Annotated in this window: 20 protein-coding genes; 6 read left to right on the plus strand and 14 right to left on the minus strand. The window is 71.0% G+C overall.

Translation table 11 applies throughout. From position 1 onward, the window contains the following. Window positions 1–13 precede the first annotated feature (13 nt). Window positions 14–1,006, plus strand: coding sequence for a COX15/CtaA family protein (locus N6H00_RS10560; RefSeq protein ID WP_268971337.1), 993 nt, complete (start codon window positions 14–16; stop codon window positions 1,004–1,006). Here N6H00_RS10560 and N6H00_RS10565 read toward each other — a convergent pair. From N6H00_RS10565 to N6H00_RS10575, 3 genes are read right to left on the minus strand one after another with little or no spacing between them, the layout of a single operon-like run. After that, window positions 976–2,121: an amidohydrolase gene (locus N6H00_RS10565; protein WP_268976912.1), complete on the minus strand. Its 1,146-nt coding sequence runs from the start codon at window positions 2,119–2,121 to the stop codon at window positions 976–978. The two genes, N6H00_RS10560 and N6H00_RS10565, sit on opposite strands and share 31 nt — an antisense overlap. A gap of 55 nt (window positions 2,122–2,176) precedes the next feature. After that, a complete protein-coding gene (locus tag N6H00_RS10570; RefSeq protein ID WP_443072926.1) occupies window positions 2,177–2,602 on the minus strand; it encodes a hypothetical protein in 426 nt (141 codons plus the stop codon). Between the two features lie 24 nt (window positions 2,603–2,626). Continuing rightward, the gene (locus tag N6H00_RS10575) at window positions 2,627–3,577 is read right to left on the minus strand and encodes a heme o synthase (protein ID WP_268971338.1); all 951 of its coding nucleotides are present in this window, start codon (window positions 3,575–3,577) and stop codon (window positions 2,627–2,629) included. A gap of 383 nt (window positions 3,578–3,960) precedes the next feature. On the opposite strand from N6H00_RS10575, the gene tkt reads away from it, so the two are divergent. Genes tkt through pgl form a run of 5 tightly spaced genes read left to right on the plus strand, consistent with a single transcriptional unit; the run spans window position 3,961 to window position 10,614 of the window. Beyond that, on the plus strand, window positions 3,961–6,039 hold the full coding sequence (tkt, locus tag N6H00_RS10580; protein ID WP_268971339.1) for a transketolase: 2,079 nt from the start codon (window positions 3,961–3,963) through the stop codon (window positions 6,037–6,039). 45 nt (window positions 6,040–6,084) lie between these two features. Beyond that, window positions 6,085–7,203 (plus strand): transaldolase, encoded by a 1,119-nt coding sequence (gene tal, locus N6H00_RS10585; RefSeq protein ID WP_268971340.1) that lies wholly within the window; start codon window positions 6,085–6,087, stop codon window positions 7,201–7,203. A gap of 5 nt (window positions 7,204–7,208) precedes the next feature. Then, complete coding sequence (gene zwf, locus N6H00_RS10590) at window positions 7,209–8,732, plus strand: glucose-6-phosphate dehydrogenase (RefSeq protein WP_443073207.1); 1,524 nt, start codon at window positions 7,209–7,211, stop codon at window positions 8,730–8,732. Further along, a complete protein-coding gene (gene opcA / locus N6H00_RS10595; protein WP_268971342.1) occupies window positions 8,729–9,835 on the plus strand; it encodes a glucose-6-phosphate dehydrogenase assembly protein OpcA in 1,107 nt (368 codons plus the stop codon). Before zwf ends, opcA begins: the two co-directional genes overlap by 4 nt. After that, window positions 9,832–10,614, plus strand: coding sequence for a 6-phosphogluconolactonase (pgl, locus tag N6H00_RS10600; RefSeq protein ID WP_268971343.1), 783 nt, complete (start codon window positions 9,832–9,834; stop codon window positions 10,612–10,614). The genes opcA and pgl overlap by 4 nt, the downstream gene beginning before the upstream one ends. A gap of 75 nt (window positions 10,615–10,689) precedes the next feature. Here the strand turns inward: pgl and pgi are convergent, their stop codons facing one another. The 11 genes from pgi to uvrC form a co-directional block, all read right to left on the minus strand. Continuing rightward, window positions 10,690–12,342, minus strand: a complete 1,653-nt coding sequence (gene pgi / locus N6H00_RS10605; RefSeq protein ID WP_268976914.1) for a glucose-6-phosphate isomerase — start codon at window positions 12,340–12,342, stop codon at window positions 10,690–10,692. 51 nt (window positions 12,343–12,393) lie between these two features. Next, window positions 12,394–13,632, minus strand: coding sequence for an MFS transporter (locus tag N6H00_RS10610; protein ID WP_268971344.1), 1,239 nt, complete (start codon window positions 13,630–13,632; stop codon window positions 12,394–12,396). A 135-nt stretch (window positions 13,633–13,767) separates the two neighbouring features. Continuing rightward, window positions 13,768–14,103 (minus strand): RNA polymerase-binding protein RbpA, encoded by a 336-nt coding sequence (locus N6H00_RS10615; protein WP_009718803.1) that lies wholly within the window; start codon window positions 14,101–14,103, stop codon window positions 13,768–13,770. A 216-nt stretch (window positions 14,104–14,319) separates the two neighbouring features. After that, window positions 14,320–14,547 carry a preprotein translocase subunit SecG gene (gene secG / locus N6H00_RS10620; protein ID WP_014059875.1) on the minus strand — a complete coding sequence of 76 codons (228 nt, stop codon included), beginning with the start codon at window positions 14,545–14,547 and terminating at the stop codon, window positions 14,320–14,322. Window positions 14,548–14,660: 113 nt separating this feature from the next. Then, the gene (tpiA, locus tag N6H00_RS10625; RefSeq protein WP_268971346.1) at window positions 14,661–15,437 is read right to left on the minus strand and encodes a triose-phosphate isomerase; all 777 of its coding nucleotides are present in this window, start codon (window positions 15,435–15,437) and stop codon (window positions 14,661–14,663) included. 4 nt (window positions 15,438–15,441) lie between these two features. Next, window positions 15,442–16,644 carry a phosphoglycerate kinase gene (locus N6H00_RS10630; protein WP_268971347.1) on the minus strand — a complete coding sequence of 401 codons (1,203 nt, stop codon included), beginning with the start codon at window positions 16,642–16,644 and terminating at the stop codon, window positions 15,442–15,444. 83 nt (window positions 16,645–16,727) lie between these two features. Continuing rightward, window positions 16,728–17,732 carry a type I glyceraldehyde-3-phosphate dehydrogenase gene (gene gap / locus N6H00_RS10635; RefSeq protein WP_268971348.1) on the minus strand — a complete coding sequence of 335 codons (1,005 nt, stop codon included), beginning with the start codon at window positions 17,730–17,732 and terminating at the stop codon, window positions 16,728–16,730. A gap of 352 nt (window positions 17,733–18,084) precedes the next feature. Continuing rightward, entirely contained in the window at window positions 18,085–19,074 is a 990-nt protein-coding gene (gene whiA / locus N6H00_RS10640; protein ID WP_020872204.1) for a DNA-binding protein WhiA, read from the minus strand. After that, window positions 19,065–20,084, minus strand: coding sequence for a gluconeogenesis factor YvcK family protein (locus N6H00_RS10645; RefSeq protein WP_311035189.1), 1,020 nt, complete (start codon window positions 20,082–20,084; stop codon window positions 19,065–19,067). The genes whiA and N6H00_RS10645 overlap by 10 nt, the downstream gene beginning before the upstream one ends. Beyond that, window positions 20,081–21,016, minus strand: coding sequence for an RNase adapter RapZ (gene rapZ, locus N6H00_RS10650; RefSeq protein ID WP_268971349.1), 936 nt, complete (start codon window positions 21,014–21,016; stop codon window positions 20,081–20,083). Before rapZ ends, N6H00_RS10645 begins: the two co-directional genes overlap by 4 nt. After that, window positions 21,013–23,124, minus strand: coding sequence for an excinuclease ABC subunit UvrC (gene uvrC / locus N6H00_RS10655; protein ID WP_268971350.1), 2,112 nt, complete (start codon window positions 23,122–23,124; stop codon window positions 21,013–21,015). The genes rapZ and uvrC overlap by 4 nt, the downstream gene beginning before the upstream one ends. Window positions 23,125–23,221: the final 97 nt, after the last annotated feature.

The following is a 23,221-nucleotide window of genomic DNA, read 5'->3' on the forward strand; positions in this document are numbered from 1 at the left end:
CTACGATGGGCCCGTGCCGAATTCGCTGAATCCGCTGGAGCTGATCGCCCGGCGCTGGCAGCCCTCCGCGCGTTTCGTGGAGCGGGCCGCGCTGGCCACCGTGGTGATGGCCGTGGTCATCGTCGTGACCGGAGGCGCGGTCCGGCTCACCGAGTCCGGGCTGGGCTGTGACACCTGGCCCAAGTGCACCTCCGGCAGTCTGACGCCGACCTCCGACATGGGCATCCACGGCGCCATCGAGTTCACCAACCGCATGCTGACGTACGTCCTGTGCGTCTTCGTCGGCGTGCTGATCATCGCCGCGCGGGCCCGCACCCCGGTGCGCCGCTCCCTCACCCGGCTCGGCTGGGCACAGTTCTGGATCGTGATGGGCAACGCCGTCGTCGGCGGCATCGTGGTCCTCACCGGGCTCAACCCGTACATCGTCAGCTCGCACTTCCTGCTGTCCTCCGCGCTGCTCACGGTCGCGATGGTGGTCTGGCAGCGGGCCCGCGAGGGGGACGCCGAGCCACGCGATCTCGTCGCCCGCCCGGTGCGCCAGCTGACCTGGCTGCTGGTCGGCACGACCCTCGCGCTGATCCTGATCGGCACCGTGGTCACCGGGGCCGGACCGCACGCGGGCGACGCCCGGGAGGTGCACCGGATCCCGCTGAACTGGCAGGAGATCACCCAGCTGCACGTGGACTTCGTCTACATCGTGCTGGGCCTCACCGTCGCCCTGTGGTTCACGCTGCGGGCCGTGAAGGCCCCCGCCGCGCAGCGCCGGACGGTCCTGGAGCTCCTCGTCGTACTGCTCCTCCAGGGCGTGGTCGGGTACGTGCAGTACTTCACCCATCTGCCCGAGGTGATCGTCGGCCTCCATATGTTCGGCTCCTGCCTGGTGTGGATCGCGGCCCTGCGGGTGCTGCTCGGCCAGCGCGAGCGCGCCGCGCTCCCGGCGTCCGTGCCCACCCCCACGGGCGGCCACGAGGCCGTTCAGCCCGAGCCGGCCGCGTCCAGCCGGTAGACCCGGCGCGCGGTCCCGGCCGCGACCAGCCCGGCGATCCGCTGGGCCTCGGCCCGGGTGCAGATCCCCCCGCCGACCCACTCCTCCGCCAGCCGGGCCATGGCCTGGCCGAACAGCCGGGACGCGGTCACATACAGCTCGGGCAGGGCCCGCGCGCCGGTCGAGAAGAGCAGCTTGCCGAAGGGCGCCTCGCCCAGGGTCTCCTCGGGCCGGAGCCCGGCGTCCGCGTAGACGTGCGGGAAGGCCGCGGCCAGCTGGGCCGCCCGCCGGTGGTGCGGCCGGCCGGGCAGCAGCACCAGATCGGTGCCGAAGCCCGCCGTGGCGCGCAGGAAGCCGGTGAGCGGCTGCGGATCGGCGCAGTGCAGCTGCACCGGAAGGCCGGTCGCGACGGCGCTCCACAGCAGGTGCTGGGCGAGCGCCGGGTCGGGGGCGCGATCCCGGGCCGGGCGTACGGTGAGCGCGAGCCAGCGGGCGGCGGCGCGCCGCACCTCGCGCGGGTCGGGCGGGATCTCGTCGCAGAAGGTGATCCCCATGGCGAAGGCGGTCGCGTGCTGGGCTGCCGCGTACAGCGCCTCGGCGGTGTTGCCGATGAAGGCGTCCACCGTGCCGGAGGTGTCGGCGACCTGCTCGGCCAGCGGCTCCAGGCGGATCACCTCATGGACCGTGCCGTCGGCGGCCGCGGCCAGCTCCTCGGCGGTGCTGAGGTCGTCCCGGGCGCCGGACTCCAGCAGGAAGGTGCCGATGCCGGCGCCGCGCAGCAGCAGCCGCGCGGCGTGGTAGGCGCCCAGCTCACGGCGGCGGGCGAGATAGCTGACGGGCGCGCAGTGGGGTTCCATCCCCAGCAGCGGCGGGCACCAGCGGCGCACGGCCAGTCCGGTCCAGCTGTCGAAGAAGGTGGTGCCGACCGGGGCCGCCCCCGACCCGGCGGCGGCGGCCAGATGGGTTTCGAACGAGCCCAGCCCCAGCTCGCCGTGGACCGTGCCGTGGCTGTGCTGGTCGACCAGCGGCGGCAGGGCGATCCGTCCCGCCACCGGGCCCGGCCCGTCCCGGGGGACCGGGCCGGGCGGGGCGCTCAGGGTGTCCGGGGTGTCCGGGGAGTCCGTCGCCTCGTGCATCGCCATCGATGGGCTTAACGGGCGAAAGGGGTGCGAGGTGTCGCCGGACCCGTTCTCAGGCGTGTCGCGAGGCCGATGCCGGAGGGTTGGGCGTTCCGCCCAGCTGGATGCCCGCCATGCGCGTCCACTCGTACGGACCGGTGCGGACCTTCGCGGCGAGGTCGCCGCCGAAGTCGTCATGGAGGGTCAGCCCGGCGATCTCGGCGGCGCGCCGCGCGCTCTCCTGGGAGGGGGCGACGAGGACGCCCCATTCACCGTCGGTGCCGACCAGGGCGATCCGGACGGCGCCGCGGCCGATATGGGCGATCTGGCCCTCGGCGCCGCCGCCGTGACTCGTGGCGAAGGCCGTGATCTGCCGAGCGAGCCGCTCGGCCCGCTTCTCAGCCTTGGAAGGCTTCGACGGCTTGGCGGGCTTGGCGGAGGCCGCCGATGCGGTCGGCTCGCCGCCCTCGATCGTCTCCGGCTGGGTGCTGTCTGCCATACAGCCGATGCTACCCGCCGGTAATCACCGCAGGAAGGGGTCCACGGCCAGGGCGACGAAGAGCAGCGAGACATAGGTGATGGACCAGTGGAACAGCCGCATCTCCTTCAGCTTCGCGCCCGTGATCTCGGCCTTGGCGCGGGCCTGGAGCCCATGCGCCTCCTTCAGCCACAGCCCGCCCAGCACGGCCGCGACCACCGGGTAGAACCAGCCGGTGTAGCCCAGCGGCCACAGCAGCAGGGAGACGATGACCATGGCCCAGCTGTAGAGGACGATCTGCCGGGCGACCACCTTGTTGCCCGCGAGGACCGGCAGCATCGGCACGCCCACCCGCTCGTAGTCGTCCTTGACCTTCATCGACAGCGGCCAGTAGTGCGGCGGCGTCCAGAAGAAGATGACGAGGAAGAGGATCAGCCCGGCCCAGGAGACCGAGTTGGTCACCGCCGACCAGCCGATGAAGACGGGCATGCAGCCGGCGATGCCGCCCCACACGATGTTCTGCGAGGTGCGCCGCTTGAGCCACATCGTGTAGACGAGGACGTAGAAGGCCAGCGCACCGAGCGACAGCATCGCGGACAGCGGGTTGACCAGCACCCAGAACCAGACCGTCGACCCGACCGCGAGCGCGGAGGCGAAGACGAGGCATTCCCGGGGCGAGACCATGCCGGTCACGAGCGGGCGCTGCGCCGTGCGTTCCATCAGCGCGTCGATGTCCCGGTCGTAGTACATGTTGAACGCGGCCGCGCCGCCGGCCGACAGGTAGCCGCCGACGCAGGTCGCGAGCACCAGCCACAGATCCGGGACGCCCTGGGCGGCCAGGAACATGACCGGCACCGTCGTCATCAGCAGCAGTTCGATGACGCGCGGCTTGGTCAGCGCCACGAACGCCTTGACACGGGCCCCGAACGGCCGGTGACCGGAGCTCGTTTCGCTCGTCTCGAGCACCCCCGCAGGACGGGATTCGACGGCCGTCACGCACACCCCTGGTGGAAGCAAGAACAAGCAAGCACCGGACATGAAGAGCCGGTAAAGACTTGCGCGTACCACGCCACTCTAGACGCAGCGGATGCGCCGCCCGCCGCCGGGGTCCCCCGTGTTGGGGGCGCGCCGCGGGGCGCCCGTAAGGCGGTCACGCCCGGGGCGCGGCAGGGCCGGCACAGTCCGGAACGACACGTTCCGCATCCTCTTCGATGCCCTCCGGACGGACACCGGAGGGAATGCGGCAACCTCGGAATTCGTTCCCTATCCCGTTGGGTGGAACTGAAAAAGATGACCATTGTTCCAGGGGTAGGCTCGACATCGCCGGTGTACATACGGTCACCGGATTTCGACAGTGTGGAGAGGAGCCCTGACTCAGGGTGAGCACCAAGCCGACTACCACAGACCTCGAGTGGACCGATCTTGACCAGCGGGCCGTCGACACGGCCCGGGTCCTGGCCATGGACTCCGTACAGAAGGTCGGTAACGGCCACCCTGGCACGGCCATGAGTCTCGCGCCCGCCGCGTACCTGCTCTTCCAGAAGCTGATGCGGCACGACCCCTCCGACGCCGGCTGGGCGGGCCGCGACCGCTTCGTCCTGTCCCCCGGGCACACCAGCCTGACCCTCTACGTCCAGCTGTACCTGGCGGGCTTCGGGCTGGAGCTGGAGGACCTGCGGGCGTTCCGCACCTGGGGCAGCAAGACCCCGGGCCACCCGGAGTACGGACACACCACCGGGGTCGAGACCACCACCGGCCCGCTGGGCCAGGGCATCGCCAACGCGGTGGGCATGGCGATGGCCGCCCGCTACGAGCGCGGCCTGTTCGACCCGGAGGCGCCGCAGGGCGCCTCCCCGTTCGACCACACCATCTGGGCGATCGTCTCCGACGGCGACCTGGAGGAGGGCATCTCCGCCGAGGCGTCCTCGCTGGCCGGCCACCAGAAGCTGGGCAACATCGTCGCCCTGTACGACGACAACCACATCTCGATCGAGGGCGACACCGCCACCGCGCTCTCCGAGGACGTGCTCCAGCGCTACGAGGCGTACGGCTGGCACGTCCAGCGCATCGAGCAGGCCGAGAACGGCGACTTCGACATCCACGCGCTGTACGCGGCGCTCAAGGCGGCGCAGGCCGAGACCGAGCGCCCCTCGATCATCGCGGCCCGTACGATCATCGCCTGGCCCGCCCCGAACGCGCAGAACACCGAGGCGTCGCACGGCTCGGCGCTCGGCGCCGACGAGGTCGCCGCCACCAAGCGTGTCCTCGGCTTCGACCCCGAGCAGCACTTCGCGGTCGAGCAGGACGTCATCAACCACACCCGCGGACTGGTCGAGCGCGGCCGCCAGGCGCGCGCCGCCTGGGACAAGCAGCTCCAGGAGTGGCGGAACAACAACTCCGAGCGCGCCGCCCTGTTCGACCGGATCACCGCGGGCGAGCTGCCCGAGGGCTGGGAGAGCGCGCTGCCGGTCTTCGAGCCGGGCAAGGACGTCGCCACCCGTAAGGCGTCCGGCCAGGTACTCAAGGCGCTCGGCGGGGTGCTCCCCGAGCTGTGGGGCGGCTCCGCCGACCTCGCGGGCTCCAACAACACCACGATCGACGCGTCCTCGTCCTTCCTTCCCAAGGGCAACCCGCTGCCGGAGGCCGACCCGTACGGCCGCACCATCCACTTCGGCATCCGCGAGCACGCCATGGGCTCGACCATGAACGGCATCGCGCTGCACGGCAACACCCGTGTCTACGGCGGCACCTTCCTGGTCTTCTCCGACTACATGCGCCCGGCCGTCCGGCTCGCCGCGCTGATGAAGCTGCCGGTCACCTACGTGTGGACGCACGACTCCATCGGCCTCGGCGAGGACGGCCCGACCCACCAGCCGGTGGAGCACCTGTCCGCGCTGCGCGCCATCCCGGGCCTGAACGTCGTCCGCCCGGCCGACGCCAACGAGACGGCCATCGCCTGGCGGGAGATCACCCGCCGCCACAGCGCCGCCCCGGCCCCGCACGGCATCGCGCTGACCCGGCAGAACGTGCCGACCTACGAGGCCAACGAGGACGCCGCCAAGGGTGGTTACGTCCTCTTCGAGGCCGAGGGCGGCCGGCCGCAGGTCATCCTCATCGGCACCGGTTCGGAGGTGCAGCTCGCCGTCGAGGCGCGGGAGCAGCTCCAGGCCGCCGGGATTCCCACCCGCGTCGTGTCGATGCCCTCGGTCGAGTGGTTCGAGGAGCAGGACAAGGGGTACCGGGACGGGGTGCTGCCGCCGTCCGTCAAGGCTCGTGTGGCGGTCGAGGCCGGGATCGGCCTGACCTGGTACCGCTACGTCGGCGAGGCCGGCCGCATCGTCTCGCTGGAGCACTTCGGCGCCTCCGCCGACTACAAGGTGCTCTACCGGGAGTTCGGTCTCACCGCCGAGGCCGTGGTCACCGCCGCCCGCGAGTCCCTCGACGCCGCAGGGCGCTGACGCCCCGCAGACGACTTAGTAGCGACGAGTAGGAGAACACACCCCATGACAGACGCACTCAAGCGGCTGGCCGACGAAGGCGTCGCGATCTGGCTCGACGACCTCTCCCGCAAGCGGATCACCTCCGGCAACCTGGCCGAGCTGATCGACCAGCAGCATGTCGTAGGCGTCACCACCAATCCGTCGATCTTCCAGAAGGCGATCTCCGGCGGCGACGGCTACGAGCAGCAGCTGACCGACCTCGCGGCCCGCAGGCTCACCGTGGAAGAGGCCGTCCGCATGATCACCACGGCGGACGTCCGCGACGCCGCCGACATCCTCCGGCCGGTGTACGACGCGACGGGCGGCCAGGACGGCCGGGTCTCCATCGAGGTCGACCCGCGCCTGGCCCACAACACGGCCGCCACCATCGCCGAGGCCAAGCAGCTGGCCTGGCTGGTGGACCGGCCCAACACCTTCATCAAGATCCCGGCGACCGAGGCGGGGCTGCCCGCGATCACCGAGGTGATCGGCCTGGGCATCAGCGTCAATGTCACGCTGATCTTCTCCCTGGAGCGGTACCGCGCGGTCATGGACGCCTTCCTGGCCGGTCTGGAGAAGGCCAAGGCCGCGGGGCTGGACCTCTCCAAGATCCACTCGGTGGCGTCCTTCTTCGTCTCCCGCGTGGACACCGAGATCGACAAGCGCATCGACAAGATCGGCACCGATGAGGCCAAGGCGCTGCGCGGCAAGGCCGCCGTCGCCAACGCCCGCCTCGCCTACCAGGCGTACGAGGAGGTCTTCTCCTCCGACCGCTGGGCCGCCCTGGACCGCGCGAACGCCAACCGGCAGCGTCCGCTGTGGGCCTCGACCGGTGTCAAGGACCCGGCGTACAAGGACACCATGTACGTCGTGGAGCTGGTCGCCCCCGGCACCGTCAACACCATGCCGGAGGCCACCCTGGAAGCGGTCGGCGACCACGGCGAGGTCCGCGGCGACACCGTGCGGGGCACCTACGAGCAGGCCAAGGCCGACCTCGACGCGCTGGCCGGGATCGGGATCTCCTACGACGAGGTCGTCCAGGTCCTGGAGGACGAGGGCGTGGAGAAGTTCGAGTCCTCCTGGAACGACCTGCTGAAGTCCACCGAGGCGGAGCTCAGGCGCCTCGCACCCTCGGAGGCGTGAAAACGGTGAGCAGCAGCAATCCGCTGCGTGACCCACGGGACCGGCGGCTCCCGCGTATCGCGGGGCCGTCCGGCCTCGTGATCTTCGGCGTCACGGGCGACCTGTCCCGTAAGAAGCTGATGCCCGCCGTCTACGACCTGGCCAACCGCGGTCTGCTGCCCCCGGGCTTCTCGCTCGTCGGCTTCGCCCGCCGCGACTGGGAGAACGAGGACTTCGCCCAGGTCGTGCACGACGCGGTCAAGGAACACGCCCGGACCCCGTTCCGCGAGGAGGTCTGGCAGCAGCTGGCCGAGGGGTTCCGCTTCGTCCCCGGCGAGTTCTCCGACGACGAGGCGTTCCAGACCCTGCGGGCGACCATCGAGGAGCTCGACAAGGCACGCGGCACCGGCGGGAACTTCGCGTTCTACCTGTCGGTCCCGCCGAAGTTCTTCCCCACCGTCGTGCAGCAGCTCAAGAAGCACGGGCTGTCGCAGGGGCAGGGCGACTCCTGGCGGCGCGCGGTCATCGAGAAGCCCTTCGGCCACGACCTGGCGAGCGCTCAGGAGCTCAACCAGGTCGTCCACGAGGTCTTCCGGCCCAGCGACGTCTTCCGGATCGACCACTACCTGGGCAAGGAGACGGTCCAGAACATCCTGGCACTGCGCTTCGCCAACACGATGTTCGAGCCGATCTGGAACCGGTCGTACGTCGACCATGTACAGATCACCATGGCCGAGGACATCGGCATCGGCGGGCGCGCGGGCTACTACGACGGCATCGGCGCGGCCCGTGACGTCATCCAGAACCACCTGCTCCAGCTGCTCGCGCTGACCGCCATGGAGGAGCCCGCCTCCTTCGAGGCGTCCTCCCTGGTCACCGAGAAGCTGAAGGCGCTGCGGGCCGTCAAGCTGCCCAAGGAGCTGGGCAAGCACACCGTGCGCGCCCAGTACGCCCGCGGCTGGCAGGGCGGCGAGGAGGTGCGCGGCTACCTCGACGAGGAGGGCATCGACCCCCACTCGAAGACCGACACCTACGCCGCGATCAAGCTGGAGATCGACAACCGCCGCTGGGCGGGTGTGCCCTTCTACCTGCGCACCGGCAAGCGGCTGGGGCGGCGGGTCACCGAGATCGCGGTGGTGTTCCAGCGCGCCCCGCACTCCCCCTTCGACGCCACCGACACCCAGGAGCTGGGGCAGAACGCCCTGGTCATCCGGGTGCAGCCGGACGAGGGCGTCACCATCCGGTTCGGCTCCAAGGTGCCCGGCACCTCCATGGAGATCCGCGACGTGACGATGGACTTCCAGTACGGCGAGTCCTTCACCGAGTCCAGCCCCGAGGCGTACGAGCGGCTGCTGCTCGATGTGCTGCTGGGCGAGGCGAACCTCTTCCCGCGCCATGAGGAGGTCGAGCAGTCCTGGCGGATCCTGGACCCGATCGAGGACTACTGGGACAAGCACGGCAGGCCCGAGCAGTACACGGCCGGGACCTGGGGGCCGAAAGCCGCGGACGAGATGCTCGCACGAGACGGACGGAGCTGGCGGCGGCCATGAACATCGATCTCACGGACACCACGTCCAGCCGGATCAACTCCGCTCTGGTCCAGGCGCGCCGGGCCACCGGTTCCCCGGCCGTGGGCATGGTGCTCACCCTCGTCATCGTCACCGACGAGGGCAATCACTACGACGCGCTGCGGGCGGCGAGCGAGGCGTCCAAGGAACACCCCTCGCGCATCCTGGTCGTCATCAAGCGGCCGGGCCGGTCGCCGCGCGACCGCAAGATGGCCCGGCTGGACGCCGAGGTGCGGGTCGGCGGGGAGACCGGTACCGGCGAGACGGTGCTGCTGCGGCTGCACGGCGAACTCGCCAACCACGCCTACTCGGTGGTCCTGCCGCTGCTGCTGCCGGACGCCCCGGTGGTGGTGTGGTGGCCGGAGGACGCCCCGGAGCACCCCAGCGAGGACCTGCTCGGCCGACTGGCCCAGCGCCGGATCACCGACGCCCAGGCCACCGAGGACCCGGTCGCGGCCCTGGGGCTGCGGGCCGAGACCTACACCCCGGGCGACACCGATCTGGCCTGGACCCGGATCACCCCGTGGCGCAGCGTCCTGGCCGCCGCGCTGGACCAGAAGCACTCCCCGATCACCTCCGCGGTCGTCGAGGGCGAGGCGTACAACCCGAGCAGCGAGCTGCTCGCGCTGTGGCTCGCCGAGCGGCTGGGGGTGCCGGTGGACCGGCAGGTCTCGGAGGGCCCCGGGCTGACCGCGGTGCGGCTCCAGACCGCCGACGGCGTGATCTGCCTGGACCGGGCGAACGGCTCGCTGGCCGAGCTGGCGATGCCGGGCCAGCCGGACCGGCATGTGGCGCTCCAGCGGCGTGAGATGTCGGAGCTGATCGCCGAGGAGCTGCGCCGGCTGGACCCCGACGAGATCTACGAGTCGTCGGTGAAGTTCGGGGTGAGCAAGCTCGGCAACGGCGGGGTGGGCACGCTGGAGCGCGACGCCAAGGCGGCCCCGGCCACTCAGGTGGCACCGCCGGCCCGGTCCGCGGCTTCGAAGGCGAAGGCGCAGAAGGCCAACGCACAGAAGGCCAAGGCGCAGAAGCCCGAGGAGCAGAAGGCCGAGGGCGCGGCCGGGGACGGAAAGGCGGACACGTGACCGCTCCGCAGGTGGTCGTCCACCGCGACAAGGAGCTGATGGCCCAGGCCGCGGCGGCCCGGCTGATCACGAAGATCGTGGACGCCCAGGCCGCCCGCGGCTCCGCCTCGGTCGTCCTGACCGGTGGGCGCAACGGCAACGGCCTGCTGGCCGCGCTCGCCGCCTCCCCGGCGCGCGACGCGGTCGACTGGTCGCGGCTGGACCTGTGGTGGGGCGATGAGCGGTTCCTGCCGGAGGGCCATCCGGACCGCAATGTCACCCAGGCCCGTCAGGCGCTGCTGGACGCGGTGGAGCTGGACCCGGCGCGGGTGCGTGCGATGCCCGCGTCCGACGGGCCCCACGGCGGCGATGTGGACGCCGCGGCCGAGGCGTACGCCGCCGAGCTGGCCCGAGCGGCGCGGCCGGAGAACCACGCCGCGGTGCCGTCGTTCGACGTGCTGCTGCTGGGCGTCGGCCCGGACACCCATGTGGCCTCGCTGTTCCCCGAGTTGCCGGCCGTCCGGGAGACCGAGCGGACGGTGGTCGGGGTGCGCGGCGCGCCCAAACCGCCGCCCGTACGGATCACGCTGACCCTGCCGGCGATCCGCGCGGCACGCGAGGTGTGGCTGCTGGCGGCCGGTGAGGACAAGGCGAAGGCGGTCACGATGGCCCTGTCGGGGGCCGGGGAGCTACAGGCCCCGGCGGCGGGGGCGTACGGCCGCGGCCGTACGCTGTGGCTGCTGGACCGTACCGCCGCGGCGGGCCTGCCCCGCGAGCTGTACCCCCCGGCGTCACCGTAATCCGCATCCGCGCGACGATCCCCCGGGAGCCTCAGGGCCCCGGGGGATCGTCGCGTTTTCGCGTGCCTGCGCGCCTCAGCGGCCGCGCAGCGAACGGTAGGTGGCGACCAGGTGCGCGGTGGAGGTGTCCAGACCCGGCACCTCGGCGCCCTCGGTCAGCGCGGGCTCCACCCGCTTGGCCAGCACCTTGCCCAGCTCCACTCCCCACTGGTCGAAGGAGTCGATGTTCCAGACGGCGCCCTGGACGAACACCTTGTGCTCGTAGAGGGCGATCAGCTGGCCCAGCACCGACGGGGTGAGCTCGGAGGCGAGGATCGTGGTGGTGGGGCGGTTGCCGGGGAAGGTCTTGTGCGCCACCAGGTGCTCGGGCACGCCCTCGGCGACGACCTCCTCGGCGGTCTTGCCGAAGGCCAGCGCCTGGCCCTGGGCGAAGAGGTTGGCCATCAGCAGGTCGTGGTGGGACTCCAGGCCGGGCGGCAGGTCCTCGACCGGCCGGGCGAAGCCGATCAGATCGGCCGGGACCAGCTTGGTGCCCTGGTGGAGCAGCTGGTAGTAGGCGTGCTGGCCGTTGGTGCCCGGGGTGCCCCAGACGATGGGGCCGGTCTGCCAGCCGACGCGATTGCCGTCCCGGTCCACGGACTTGCCGTTGGACTCCATGTCCAGCTGCTGGAGATAGTCGGTGAACCGCGACAGGTAGTGGCTGTACGGCAGGACGGCGTGCGCCTGGGCGTCGAAGAAGTTGTCGTACCAGATGCCCAGCAGGCCCATCAGCAGCGGAACGTTCTCCTCCGGCGGGGCGGTGGCGAAGTGCTCGTCGACCAGGTGGAAGCCGGCCAGCATCTCGCGGAAGCGCTCCGCGCCGATGGCGACCATCAGGGAGAGCCCGATGGCCGAGTCGAAGGAGTAACGCCCGCCGACCCAGTCCCAGAAGCCGAACATGTTGTCCGTGTTGATGCCGAACTCGGCGACCTTCTCGGCGTTGGTCGACACCGCCACGAAGTGCTTGGCGACGGCCTCCTCGCCGGCGCGCAGCCCGGTCAGCAGCCAGTCGCGGGCGGAGACGGCGTTGGTGATGGTCTCGATGGTGGTGAAGGTCTTGGAGGCGACGATGAACAGCGTCTCGGCCGGGTCCAGGTCGCGCACCGCCTCATGCAGATCCGCGCCGTCCACATTGGAGACGAACCGGAACGTCATCGAGCGGTCGCTGTAGGGCCGCAGCACCTCGTACGCCATGGCCGGGCCCAGGTCGGAGCCGCCGATGCCGATGTTGACGACGTTTTTGATCCGCTTGCCGGTGTGGCCGGTCCAGTCGCCGGACCTGACGCGGTCGGCGAAGACGGCCATCTTGGTGAGCACGGCGTGCACCTCGCCGACCACGTCCTCGCCGCCCACCTTGATGTCCGCGGAGTGCGGGGCGCGCAGCGCGATGTGCAGCACCGCGCGGTCCTCGGTGGTGTTGATCCGCTCACCGCGGAACATGGCGTCCCGCAGCTCGGCCACCTTGGTGGCCCGCGCCAGCTCGCGCAGCAGCCGCAGGGTCTCGTCGGTCACCAGGTGCTTGGAGTAGTCGACATGGAGATCGCCGACCTGAAGGGTGAGCCGGCGGCCGCGCTCGGGGTCGCCTGCGAACAGCTCGCGCAGATGCGCGTCGCCCAGCTCCTTGCGGTGTGCGGACAGCGCATGCCATTCCGGCAGCTGGTCCAGCCTGGTGCGGCCTTCCACGTTCATCTCGGACATCAGCCCACTTCTCGTCGGTGCCTGGCCCCCGTGTCCCCCAACCTAATTGATGCCGGACCGCATTCCCGGAACGAGGGCCGCCAGCCCGCAGACGAAGAGCCCCGCGGCCCCCAGCGCGGGCGTGTTGAGCCCCCATGCCGCGGCCATCGCCCCGCCCAGCAGCGCGCCGAGCGGGGCGCCCGCGATCGACAGGGTGCGGAAGGCCGAGCTCACCCGGCCGAGTGTCCCGTCGGGGCTGCGCCGCTGGGTCATCGTCACCTCGATCACGTTCCAGATGATCCCCGCGAAGCCGAAGAGGCCCATGGCGGCGACCGCGACCGGCAGGCTCCGTATCGCCCCGAGGGCGACCAGGGCGCCGATCTGCGCGGTGCCGCACACCGCGAGGGCGCGGGCGTTCCCCAGCTTCTCGGTGAACCGGGCGGCCACCAGCCCCCCGATCACACTGCCGATCCCGTACACGGTGATCACGACGGCGTACCCGGTGTTCCCGGCGTCCAGCCAGCCGGTGATGTGCAGCACCAAGGTGGCGATGAGCGCGCCGATGCCGATGTTGCACAAAGTGGTGGAGGCGCACAGCGCCCGCAGCATGCGGTCCCGCCACAGCACGGCCAGGCCCTCGGCGATGTCCCGCCGCAGCGACCCGCCCGGCGGGCGCGAATCCCGCGGAGGGGGTGTCACCCCCAGCGAGGCGACCAGCGCGGCGGCGACGAGATAGGTGACCGCGTCCGCCGCGTACGGCATCGCGGCGCCCAGGCCGAGCAGCACCGGCACCAGCGGGGCGCCCACGAACCGGCCCATGACCTCCTGGCCGGTCATCAGCCGGGCGTTGGCCCGGCCCAGCGCCTCCTGGCCCACCACCGACGGCAGCAGCGCCGTGGCCGCGTTGTCGAACAGGGTCTGGAGCGTGGTCAGCGCGAAGGCCAAGGCGATCAGCAGCCCGACGGTGGCCCGGTCCAGCCACACCGCGACGGCGAACCCCGCCATCAGGACGGCCCGCACGCCGTCCACCGCCCACATCGCCCGCCGCTGGTCCACCCGGTCGGCGATCGCCCCGCCGATCAGCCCGAACAGCAGCCACGGCAGGAAGCCGCAGGCGGTCACCAGCGAGACCAGCACCGGCGAATCGGTGAGCGAGACGGCCAGCAGCGGCAGCGCCGCACCCCGCAGGGCGTCCCCGAACCGGGAGACGAGCGCGGCCGCCCACAGCCGCCCGAACCCCCCGCGCCACGCGGGCACCGCCGCCTTCCCGGCGCCCCGCTCACCGGCGTCCACCGCGGTCATGACGCTCCCCCCTGGGCCTCGGCCCCGCCCCTGCGATCCAGCACCCCATGACCGTAGCCCGCACCACTGACAACGGCCCGGCCGCGCACCCCTCGCAGGAGGTGCCCGGCCGGGCCGTCGTACCGCGTGCTGTGTCTAGATCTCGCCCCGGAGCTTGGCGAGTGCCTCGGCGAGGATCGCCTCGCCGTCGGCGTCGCTGCGCCGCTCCCGTACGTACGCCAGATGCGTCTTGTACGGCTCGGTGCGCGGCGGGTCCGGCGGATTGTCCCGGTCCTTGCCGGCCGGGAAGCCGCAGCGGGGGCAGTCCCACGTGTCAGGGATCTGCGCGTCGCTGGCGAAGCTCGGCACGGTCTCATGCCCGTTCGAGCACCAGAAGGAGATGCGCAGGCGCGGCGCCGATTCGCCTCGCTCGGCTTCTCCCATCGGCCCCGCTCCGACCCGACTTCCACGGATCGCGTTGCCACTTGCCACGGTCGTAACTCCCTGCGTGATGGTGCCGCGAAGCCTCGATTGGCAGCTCCGCCGCCCGGCGCCCCAGTCTACGTAAGGCCCAACGCGCGTCCAGTGAGAGGAGTTACACCCGCCACCGAGGACGCCATGCCATCATAGGCCGCATATGGGCCCCGCTGGCGACGGTACGTCAGTTATCGGGCGTCAGCCGGGCCCTGAACGGGCCCCGCCGGAGCCTCAGTCGAGCTTCATCAGTAGTCCGAGCACGACGATGCAGACGAACCACAGCAGCCCGACCACCACGGTGATGCGGTCCAGGTTGCGCTCGGCGACCGAGGAGCCGCCCACCGAGGACTGCATCCCGCCACCGAACATGTCGGACAGGCCGCCGCCCTTTCCCTTGTGCATGAGCACCAACATCATCAACAGGAGGCTGAAGATGATGAGGGCGATCGAGAACCCCATGATCACAGCTGGACCAACCTTCTCGGGCTTGAACGGACGTCGGGGGCCGGACGGTGCGCAGCACACCGCCCCGACCCCCGACAGGGTACGACGACCCGCGCGCTAGGGCCTACTCACTGGTCGCGGAAACGAACGATCTTGACGAATTCGTCCGCGTCCAGCGACGCGCCGCCGATCAGTGCGCCGTCCACATCCGGCTGGGCCATGATCGCGGCGACGTTCCCGGACTTCACCGAGCCGCCGTACTGGATCCGGACCTTGTCGGCGACCTCCTGGCCGTAGAGCTCGGCGAGCCGGCCGCGGATGGCCCCGCAGACCTCCTGGGCGTCCTCGGGGGTCGCGACCTCGCCGGTGCCGATCGCCCAGACCGGCTCGTAGGCGATCACGATGGTCTCGGCCTGCTCGGCCGGGACGTCCTTGAGACCGCCGTCCACCTGGGCGAGGGTGTGCGCGACCTGGTTGCCCGCCTTACGGACGTCGAGGCCCTCGCCGACGCACAGGATCGGCGTGAGGTCGTTGCGGAAGGCCGCCTTGACCTTGGCGTTGCACAGCTCGTCGGACTCGTTGTGGTACTGGCGCCGCTCCGAGTGCCCGACGACGGCGTAGGCGCACTTGAGCTTGGCCAGCATCGGGCCGGAGATCTCGCCGGTGTACGCGCCGGAGTCATGCGCGGAGATGTCCTGCGCACCGTACTTGATCTTCAGCTTGTCGCCCTCGACCAGGGTCTGCACCGACCGCAGGTCGACGAAGGGCGGCAGCACCGCGACCTCCACGGCCTCGTGGTCCTTGTCGGAGAGCGCGAAGGCGAGCTTCTGGACGTGGGCGATGGCCTCGAGGTGGTTGAGGTTCATCTTCCAGTTGCCCGCCATCAGCGGGGTGCGGTCACTCACGGGTTCAGTCCTCCAGTGCGGCGAGGCCGGGGAGCGTCTTGCCCTCGAGGTATTCGAGGCTCGCTCCACCGCCGGTCGAGATGTGGCCGAAAGCGTTCTCGTCGAAGCCCAGGATGCGTACGGCCGCGGCGGAGTCGCCGCCGCCGACCACGGTGAAGGCCGGGCTGTCCACGAGCGCCTGGGCCACGGCCCGGGTGCCCTCGGCGAAGTCGGGGTGCTCGAAGACGCCCATCGGGCCGTTCCAGAAGACGGTGGCCGCGTCGGCGAGCTTCGAGGCGTACAGCTTGCGGCTCTCCGGGCCGATGTCCAGCCCCTGCAGATCGGCCGGGATCGCCTCCGCGGGGATGGTCGTCGGGTTCGCCGGGGCCTTGGTCTTCAGGTCCGGGAACTCGGACGCGGCCACGACGTCGACCGGGAGCACGAACTCCACACCGCGCTCCCCCGCCCGGCGCAGATAGTCCTGGACCGCCGGGACCTGGTCCTCCTGGAGCAGCGAGCCGCCGACCTCGTGGCCCTGGGCCTTGAGGAAGGTGTAGGCCATGCCGCCGCCGATCAGGATGCGGTCGGCCTTCTCCAGGAGGTGGTCGATGACGCCGAGCTTGTCGGAGACCTTGGCGCCGCCGAGGACCACCACGTAGGGCCGCTTGACGTCCTCGGTGAGCTTCTTGAGGACGGACAGCTCGGCGGCGATCAGGTTGCCCGCCGCGTGCGGCAGCCGCGCCGGGAGGTCGTACACGGAGGCGTGCTTGCGGTGGACCGCGCCGAAGCCGTCGCCCACATAGAGGTCGGCGAGGGCGGCGAGCCGCTCGGCGAAGGCACCGCGCTCGGCGTCGTCCTTACTGGTCTCACCGGCGTTGAAACGCAGGTTCTCCAGCAGCGCCACCTCACCGCCGCCGAGCGCCGCCACGGTGGCCCGCGCGCTGTCGTCCACGGTGTCGGTGGCGAAGGCGACCTGCTTGCCGAGGAGTTCGCCGAGCCGCCGGGCGACGGGGGCGAGGGAGAACCGGGGGTCCGGGGCGCCCTTGGGGCGGCCCAGATGCGAGGCGACGATCACCTTGGCGCCCTGGTCCAGGAGCTTGCTGATCGTCGGGACGGCGGCGCGGATCCGGCCGTCGTCGGTGATCGTCTCGCCGTCGAGCGGGACGTTCAGATCGGCGCGGACGAAGACCCGCTGCCCGGCGACCTGAAGATCGTCAATCGTCTTCACTGGGTTGACTCCTTGATCATGGATCGGGGCCCGTTACGACGGTGTCGTAGCGGGCCCCGTTTCCTAGCTCATCGGGACAGCGGTCAGAGCCGGCCGCCGACGAAGACGGTCAGGTCGACGAGGCGGTTGGAGTAGCCCCACTCGTTGTCGTACCAGCCGACGACCTTGACCTGCTTGCCCTGGACCATGGTCAGGGAGGAGTCGAAGGTGCAGGACGCCGGCCAGTTGACGATGTCCGAGGAGACGATCGGGTCCTCGGTGTACTCGAGGATGCCCTTGAGCTGGCCCTCGGCGGCCTTCTGGAAGGCGGTGTTGATCTCGTCCCTGGTGACCTCGCGGTCGAGCTCCAGGACGAGGTCGGTGACCGAGCCGGTCGGGACCGGGACGCGCATCGCGATGCCGTCCAGCTTGCCCTTGAGCTGGGGGAGGACCAGCGCGGTGGCCTTGGCGGCACCGGTGGAGGTCGGGATGATGTTCTCGGCCGCCGCACGGGCGCGACGCAGGTCCTTGTGCGGGAAGTCCAGGATGCGCTGGTCGTTGGTGTACGCGTGAACCGTCGTCATCATGCCCTTGACGATGCCGAAGCTCTCGTCGAGGACCTTGGCCATCGGCGCCACACAGTTGGTGGTGCAGGAGGCGTTGGAGATGACGTGGTGGTTCGCCGCGTCGTACTTGTCGTTGTTGACGCCCATCACGATCGTGATGTCCTCGTTCTTGGCGGGCGCGGAGATCAGGACCTTCTTGGCGCCGGCGGCGAGGTGCTTGGCGGCGTCCTCTCGCTTGGTGAAGATACCGGTGGACTCCACCACGATGTCGGCGCCGAGCTCACCCCACGGCAGGGCCGCCGGGTCGCGCTCGGCCATCGTCTTGAAGGTCTGGTTGCCCACCGTGATGGTGTCCTCGGTGTGGCTGACCTCCTGCTTCAGCCGACCGAGGATGCTGTCGTACTTGAGCAGGTGCACCAGGGTGGCGTTGTCGGTCAGGTCGTTGACACCGACGATCTCGATGTCCGCGCCCTGCTCAAGGAGCGCGCGGAAGTAGTTGCGGCCGATGCGGCCGAAGCCGTTGATGCCTACGCGGATCGTCACGAACCGATCTCCTCGTTGGTGTGCCGGTCTGGACGCCGGCGAACGTGTATGGGATGTCCCCGACCGCCTCCGACCCTACCGCTATCACGGGACGTACGTGACATTGGCATCGGCGGCCCATGACCACCGGAAAGTGGTACGGCCCGCCGATTGAGTCACGATTTGTCACGTGCTGTCAACGACGCAGCGTACGCAGCGCGTCGCCCCATCCCCGCACGGCCACAGGCACACCGACGACGGCGAAAGGGGATACCGGCCTGGCCGGTTGGGAGCGGCGCCGGGCACGCGTACGCCCCCGGATCAGCTGAGCGATCCGGGGGCGCGGGGCGGCTTCCGTGGCGTCTACGGGCGGTCAGCCGACCATGCCGTCGGCCATCTCCTCGGTCAGGCTGGACTCGGTGCCGGGGATGCCCAGGTCCTGGGCGCGCTTGTCGGCCATGGCCAGCAGCCGGCGGATACGGCCCGCGACCGCGTCCTTGGTCAGCGGCGGGTCGGCGAGGGCACCCAGCTCCTCCAGGGACGCCTGCTTGTGCTCCATGCGCAGCCGGCCGGCCGCGGCGAGGTGCTCGGGCACCTCGTCGCCCAGGATCTCCAGGGCGCGCTGCACCCGGGCCCCGGCGGCCACGGCGGCACGGGCCGAGCGGCGCAGATTGGCGTCGTCGAAGTTGGCGAGGCGGTTGGCGGTCGCCCGCACCTCGCGCCGCATCCGCCGCTCCTCCCAGGCGAGGACCGACTCGTGCGCCCCCAGCCGCGTCAACAGCGCGCCGATGGCATCACCGTCCCGGACGACCACCCGGTCCACCCCGCGCACCTCGCGCGCCTTGGCCGCGATCTGTAGCCGGCGGGCGGCGCCGACCAGCGCGAGCGCGGCCTCCGGACCGGGGCAGGTCACCTCCAGGGAGGACGAACGGCCCGGCTCGGTGAGCGAGCCATGGGCGAGGAAGGCCCCGCGCCAGGCGGCCTCGGCGTCACAGGTGGCGCCGGAGACCACCTGCGGCGGCAGTCCGCGGATCGGCCGGCCGCGGCCGTCGACCAGGCCGGTCTGCCGTGCCAGCTGGTCACCGCCCGCCACCACCCGCACCACGTACCGGCTGCCGCGGCGCAGCCCTCCGGGGGCCATCACCACCAGGTCCGAGGAGTGGCCGAAGATCTCCAGGATGTCCTTGCGCACTCTGCGGGCCGCGATCCCGGTGTCCAGCTCGGCCTCGATCACGATGCGCCCGCTGACCAGATGCAGGCCGCCCGCGAACCGCAGGATCGCCGAGACCTCCGCTTTCCGGCAGCAGGTCCGGGTGACGGGGAGCCGGGAGATTTCGTCCTTCACCGCTGCCGTCATCGCCATGGGCCGATCCTTCCATGCATCCGAAAAATACGGTCGTACGCGGCCGCCAGAAGCTCCGGGTCGTGCTTCGGGGCACCGTCGGTCGCGGCCACCGGCGCCAGCTCGACCGTGCCGCCCAGCCGCTTGGCGGCGTCGCACAGACTGCTCTGGTCCGGGACGGCGGCCTCGTCGGCCAGCACCACGTCGAAGGCGAGTTTAGGGGCGTGTCGGGCCAAAACCTCCAAATGACGCTGCGGGGAGAAGCCGTCGGTTTCGCCCGGCTGAGGGGCGAGGTTCAGCGACAGCACCCGCCGGGCCTTGGTCTCGGTGAGTGCCTGGAGCAGCTCGGGGACCAGCAGATGCGGGATCACGGAGGAGAACCAGGAGCCGGGCCCCAGCACCACCCAGTCCGCGTCCATGACCGCCTCGACGGCCTCGGGGACAGCCGGCGGATCGGGCGGCACCAGATGGACCGACTGCACCTCGCCGGGGGTGAGGGCCACGGTGGCCTGCCCGGCGACGGTGGAGACCTCGTCCGGACGCGCCGGGTCATGGCCGCGGACGTACGCCTGGAGCTCCAGAGGGACGGCCGACATGGGCAGCACCCGGCCGTGGGCGCCCAGCAGCTTGCCGACCAGGTCGAGCGCCTCCACATGGTCGCCCAGCTGCTCCCACAGGGCGACGATCAGCAGATTGCCGACCGCGTGGCCGTGCAGCTCGCCCTCGCTGGTGAAGCGGTGCTGGATGACCCGCGCCCAGGTCTGGCCCCAGTCGTCGTCGCCGCACAGCGCGGCCAGGGCCTTGCGCAGATCGCCGGGGGGCAGCACGTCCAGCTCGTCGCGGAGCCGTCCGCTGGAGCCCCCGTCGTCGGCCACGGTGACGACGGCGGTCAGATCGCCGGTGATCCGGCGCAGCGCGGCGAGCGACGCCGACAGACCCATGCCACCGCCGAGCGCGACGACCTTGGGCTGAGTGCCCCGGCTCGTGCGCGCCCCGACCAGCCGCCGCAGCCGCCTGGTACGGATGGTCACTCGCGCCCCATGTCCCGGTGGACGACAACGGTCTCCACGCCCTCGGCGGCCAGCCGCGGGGCGAGCCGCTCGGACATGGCGACACTGCGGTGCTTGCCGCCGGTGCAGCCGACGGCGATGGTCACATAGCGCTTGCCCTCGCGGCGGTAGCCCGCGGCGATGAGCTGGAGCAGCTCCGCGTAGCGGTCGAGGAACTCCTTGGCTCCGGGCTGGTTGAAGACATAGCCGGAGACCTCCTCGTTGAGCCCGGTGAAGGGGCGCAGCTCGGGGACCCAGTGCGGATTGGGCAGGAAGCGGCAGTCCACCACCAGATCGGCGTCGACCGGCAGTCCGTACTTGTAGCCGAACGACATCACGGTGGCCCGCAGCTCGGGCTCCTCCTCGCCCGCGAACTGGGCGTCCATCTTGGCGCGCAGCTCATGGACGTTGAGACTGGAGGTGTCGATCACCAGATCGGCGTCTCCGCGCAGCTCGCGCAGCAGATCGCGCTCGGCGGCGATGCCGTCCACGATCCGGCCGTCGCCCTGGAGGGGGTGCGGGCGGCGCACCGACTCGAAACGGCGCACCAGGGCCTCGTCGGACGCCTCCAGGAACAGCACGCGCCGCTTGACGTTCTTGGCGGCGAGGTCGGCGAGGGACTCGCGGAGGTTGTCGAAGAAGCGGCGGCCGCGGACGTCCACCACCACGGCGATCCGGGCCACATTGCCCTGGGAGCGGGCGCCCAGGTCGACCATGGTGGGGATCAGCGCGGGCGGCAGGTTGTCCACGACGAACCAGCCGAGGTCCTCCAGACACTTGGCGGCGGTGCTGCGGCCCGCGCCGGACATTCCAGAGATGATCACCAGCTCGGGGATGGCCGCCACCTCGGCGGACTCTCCCGACGTGCCCGTATTCACCTGCGCTCCGTCTCCGTGGTTCGTGTGTGCGGTCATGGTCTGGTTCCCCCGTTCGACGACGCCGCGCCGGCGGCCTCGTCCTCAATGATCTCTCCTGTGGCGGTGTTCACCGCGGGCGCGGCCGGGGCGGACCCGGCGAGCGCCGCGGCGACCGTCTCGGCCGTCTTACGGCCGACACCCGGCACCTCGCAGATCTGCTCGACCGTGGCGGCGCGCAGCCGCTTGACCGAGCCGAAGTGCTTCAGCAGCGCCTGCTTACGGCTGTCGCCGAGACCCGGAACCGTGTCCAGCGGCCCGGCCTTCATCGACTTGGCGCGCTTGCTGCGCTGGTAGGAGATGGCGAAGCGGTGGGCCTCGTCACGGACCCGCTGGAGGAGGTAGAGCCCCTCGCTGCTGCGAGGCAGCACCACCGGGTCGTCCTCGTCCGGCAGCCACACCTCCTCGAGCCGCTTGGCGAGACCACAGACGGCGACATCGTCGACGCCGAGCTCTTCCAGGGCCCGCTTGGCGGCGGCCACCTGCGGCTTTCCGCCGTCGACCACGACGAGCTGGGGCGGATAGGCGAACCGCTTCGGCCTGCCCTCCTCGTCGACCGGGCCGGCGGGCCCGCCGACGGACTGCCCGTCGGGTCCGGGGACGCCAGGGGCTCCGGGGGTGCCGGTGGTGTCAGGGGCTCCGGGGGTGCCGGTGGCTCCGGTGGCACCAGGGGTGCCGATGGTCTCCTCTTCCCACTCCCCCGTCTTCTGCTTCTCCTGGAGATAGCGGCGGAAGCGGCGGCTGACGACCTCGTGCATGGAGCGGACATCGTCCTGCCCGGCGAAGCTCTTGATCTGGAAGCGGCGGTACTCACTCTTACGGGGGAGCCCGTCCTCGAAGACCACCATGGAGGCCACCACGTCATCCCCCTGGAGATGGGAGATGTCGAAGCACTCGACGCGCAGCGGAGCGGAGTCCAGCCCCAGGGCCTCGGCGATCTCCTCCAGCGCCCGGGAGCGCGTGGTGAGGTCGGAGGCGCGCTTGGTCTTGTGCAGCGCGAGCGCCTGCTGGGCGTTGCGCTGGACGGTCTCCATCAGGTCCTTCTTGTCGCCGCGCTGCGGAATGCGCAGATCGACCCGGGAGCCCCGGCGATCGGCGAGCCACTGGGTGACCGGTTCGGCCGGGTCCGGCACGGCGGGCACCAGGACCTCCTTGGGGACGGCGTCGCCGCGCTCCTCCCCGTACAGCTGCTGAAGGGCGTGCTCGACCAGTCCGGCGGTGTCGACGGCCTCGACCTTGTCGGTGACCCAGCCGCGCTGCCCGCGCACCCGGCCGCCGCGCACATGGAAGATCTGGACGGCCGCCTCCAGCTCGTCCTCGGCGACCGCTATCAGATCGGCGTCGGTGGCGTCGGCGAGGACCACCGCGTTCTTCTCCATGGCGCGCTTGAGCGCCCCTATGTCGTCACGGAGCCGGGCCGCCCTCTCGTACTCCATCTCCTCGGCGGCCTCGTGCATCCGCTGCTCCAGGCGGCGCAGATAGGTGCCGGTGCGGCCGGCCATGAAGTCGCAGAACTCCTCAGCCAGTTCGCGGTGTTCCTCGGCGGTGACCCGGCCGACGCAGGGGGCCGAGCACTTGCCGATGTAGCCGAGCAGACAGGGGCGGCCGATCTGGGCGGAGCGCTTGAACACCCCGGCCGAGCACGTGCGGACCGGGAACACGCGCAGCATCAGGTCGACGGTCTCGCGGATCGCCCAGGCGTGGGCGTACGGACCGAAGTAGCGCACGCCCTTCTTCTTGGCACCGCGCATCACCTGGACCCGGGGAAACTCCTCGTTGAGGGTGACGGCCAGGGAGGGGTAGCTCTTGTCGTCGCGGTACTTGACGTTGAACCGGGGGTCGAACTCCTTGATCCAGGAGTACTCGAGCTGTAGGGCCTCGACCTCGGTGGAGACCACGGTCCACTCCACGCCGGCGGCCGTGGTGACCATGGTGCGGGTGCGCGGGTGGAGGTTCGCCAGGTCCTGGAAGTACGAGGAGAGCCGCTGGCGCAGGCTCTTCGCCTTTCCGACATAGATCACCCGGCCGTGTTCGTCACGGAACTTGTAGACCCCCGGCGACTCGGGGATCTGTCCCGGCTTGGGGCGGTAGCTGCTCGGGTCGGCCATGGTGACCACCCTACTTGCGGGGGGTGACACATCCGGCGCCCTCGGGACGCGGGTTGGTCAAGGTCCAGGGGATTCCGCAGCCGCCCGGATGCCGACC

Origin of the sequence: Streptomyces sp. S465, assembly GCF_026898115.1 — a bacterium.
GTDB lineage: Bacteria > Actinomycetota > Actinomycetes > Streptomycetales > Streptomycetaceae > Streptomyces > Streptomyces luomodiensis.

Bases quoted from the DNA above. Each gene is read 5' to 3' on its own strand.
- rapZ (WP_268971349.1), bottom strand. From the start codon at position 21,016: ATGACCGCACACACGAACCACGGAGACGGAGCGCAGGTGAATACGGGC.
- uvrC (WP_268971350.1), bottom strand. From the start codon at position 23,124: ATGGCCGACCCGAGCAGCTACCGCCCCAAGCCGGGACAGATCCCCGAG.
- whiA (WP_020872204.1), bottom strand. From the start codon at position 19,074: ATGGCGATGACGGCAGCGGTGAAGGACGAAATCTCCCGGCTCCCCGTC.
- secG (WP_014059875.1), bottom strand. From the start codon at position 14,547: ATGGGGTTCTCGATCGCCCTCATCATCTTCAGCCTCCTGTTGATGATG.
- N6H00_RS10565 (WP_268976912.1), bottom strand. From the start codon at position 2,121: ATGCACGAGGCGACGGACTCCCCGGACACCCCGGACACCCTGAGCGCC.
- N6H00_RS10570 (WP_443072926.1), bottom strand. From the start codon at position 2,602: ATGGCAGACAGCACCCAGCCGGAGACGATCGAGGGCGGCGAGCCGACC.
- tal (WP_268971340.1), top strand. From the start codon at position 6,085: ATGACAGACGCACTCAAGCGGCTGGCCGACGAAGGCGTCGCGATCTGG.
- opcA (WP_268971342.1), top strand. From the start codon at position 8,729: ATGAACATCGATCTCACGGACACCACGTCCAGCCGGATCAACTCCGCT.
- N6H00_RS10610 (WP_268971344.1), bottom strand. From the start codon at position 13,632: ATGACCGCGGTGGACGCCGGTGAGCGGGGCGCCGGGAAGGCGGCGGTG.
- pgi (WP_268976914.1), bottom strand. From the start codon at position 12,342: ATGAACGTGGAAGGCCGCACCAGGCTGGACCAGCTGCCGGAATGGCAT.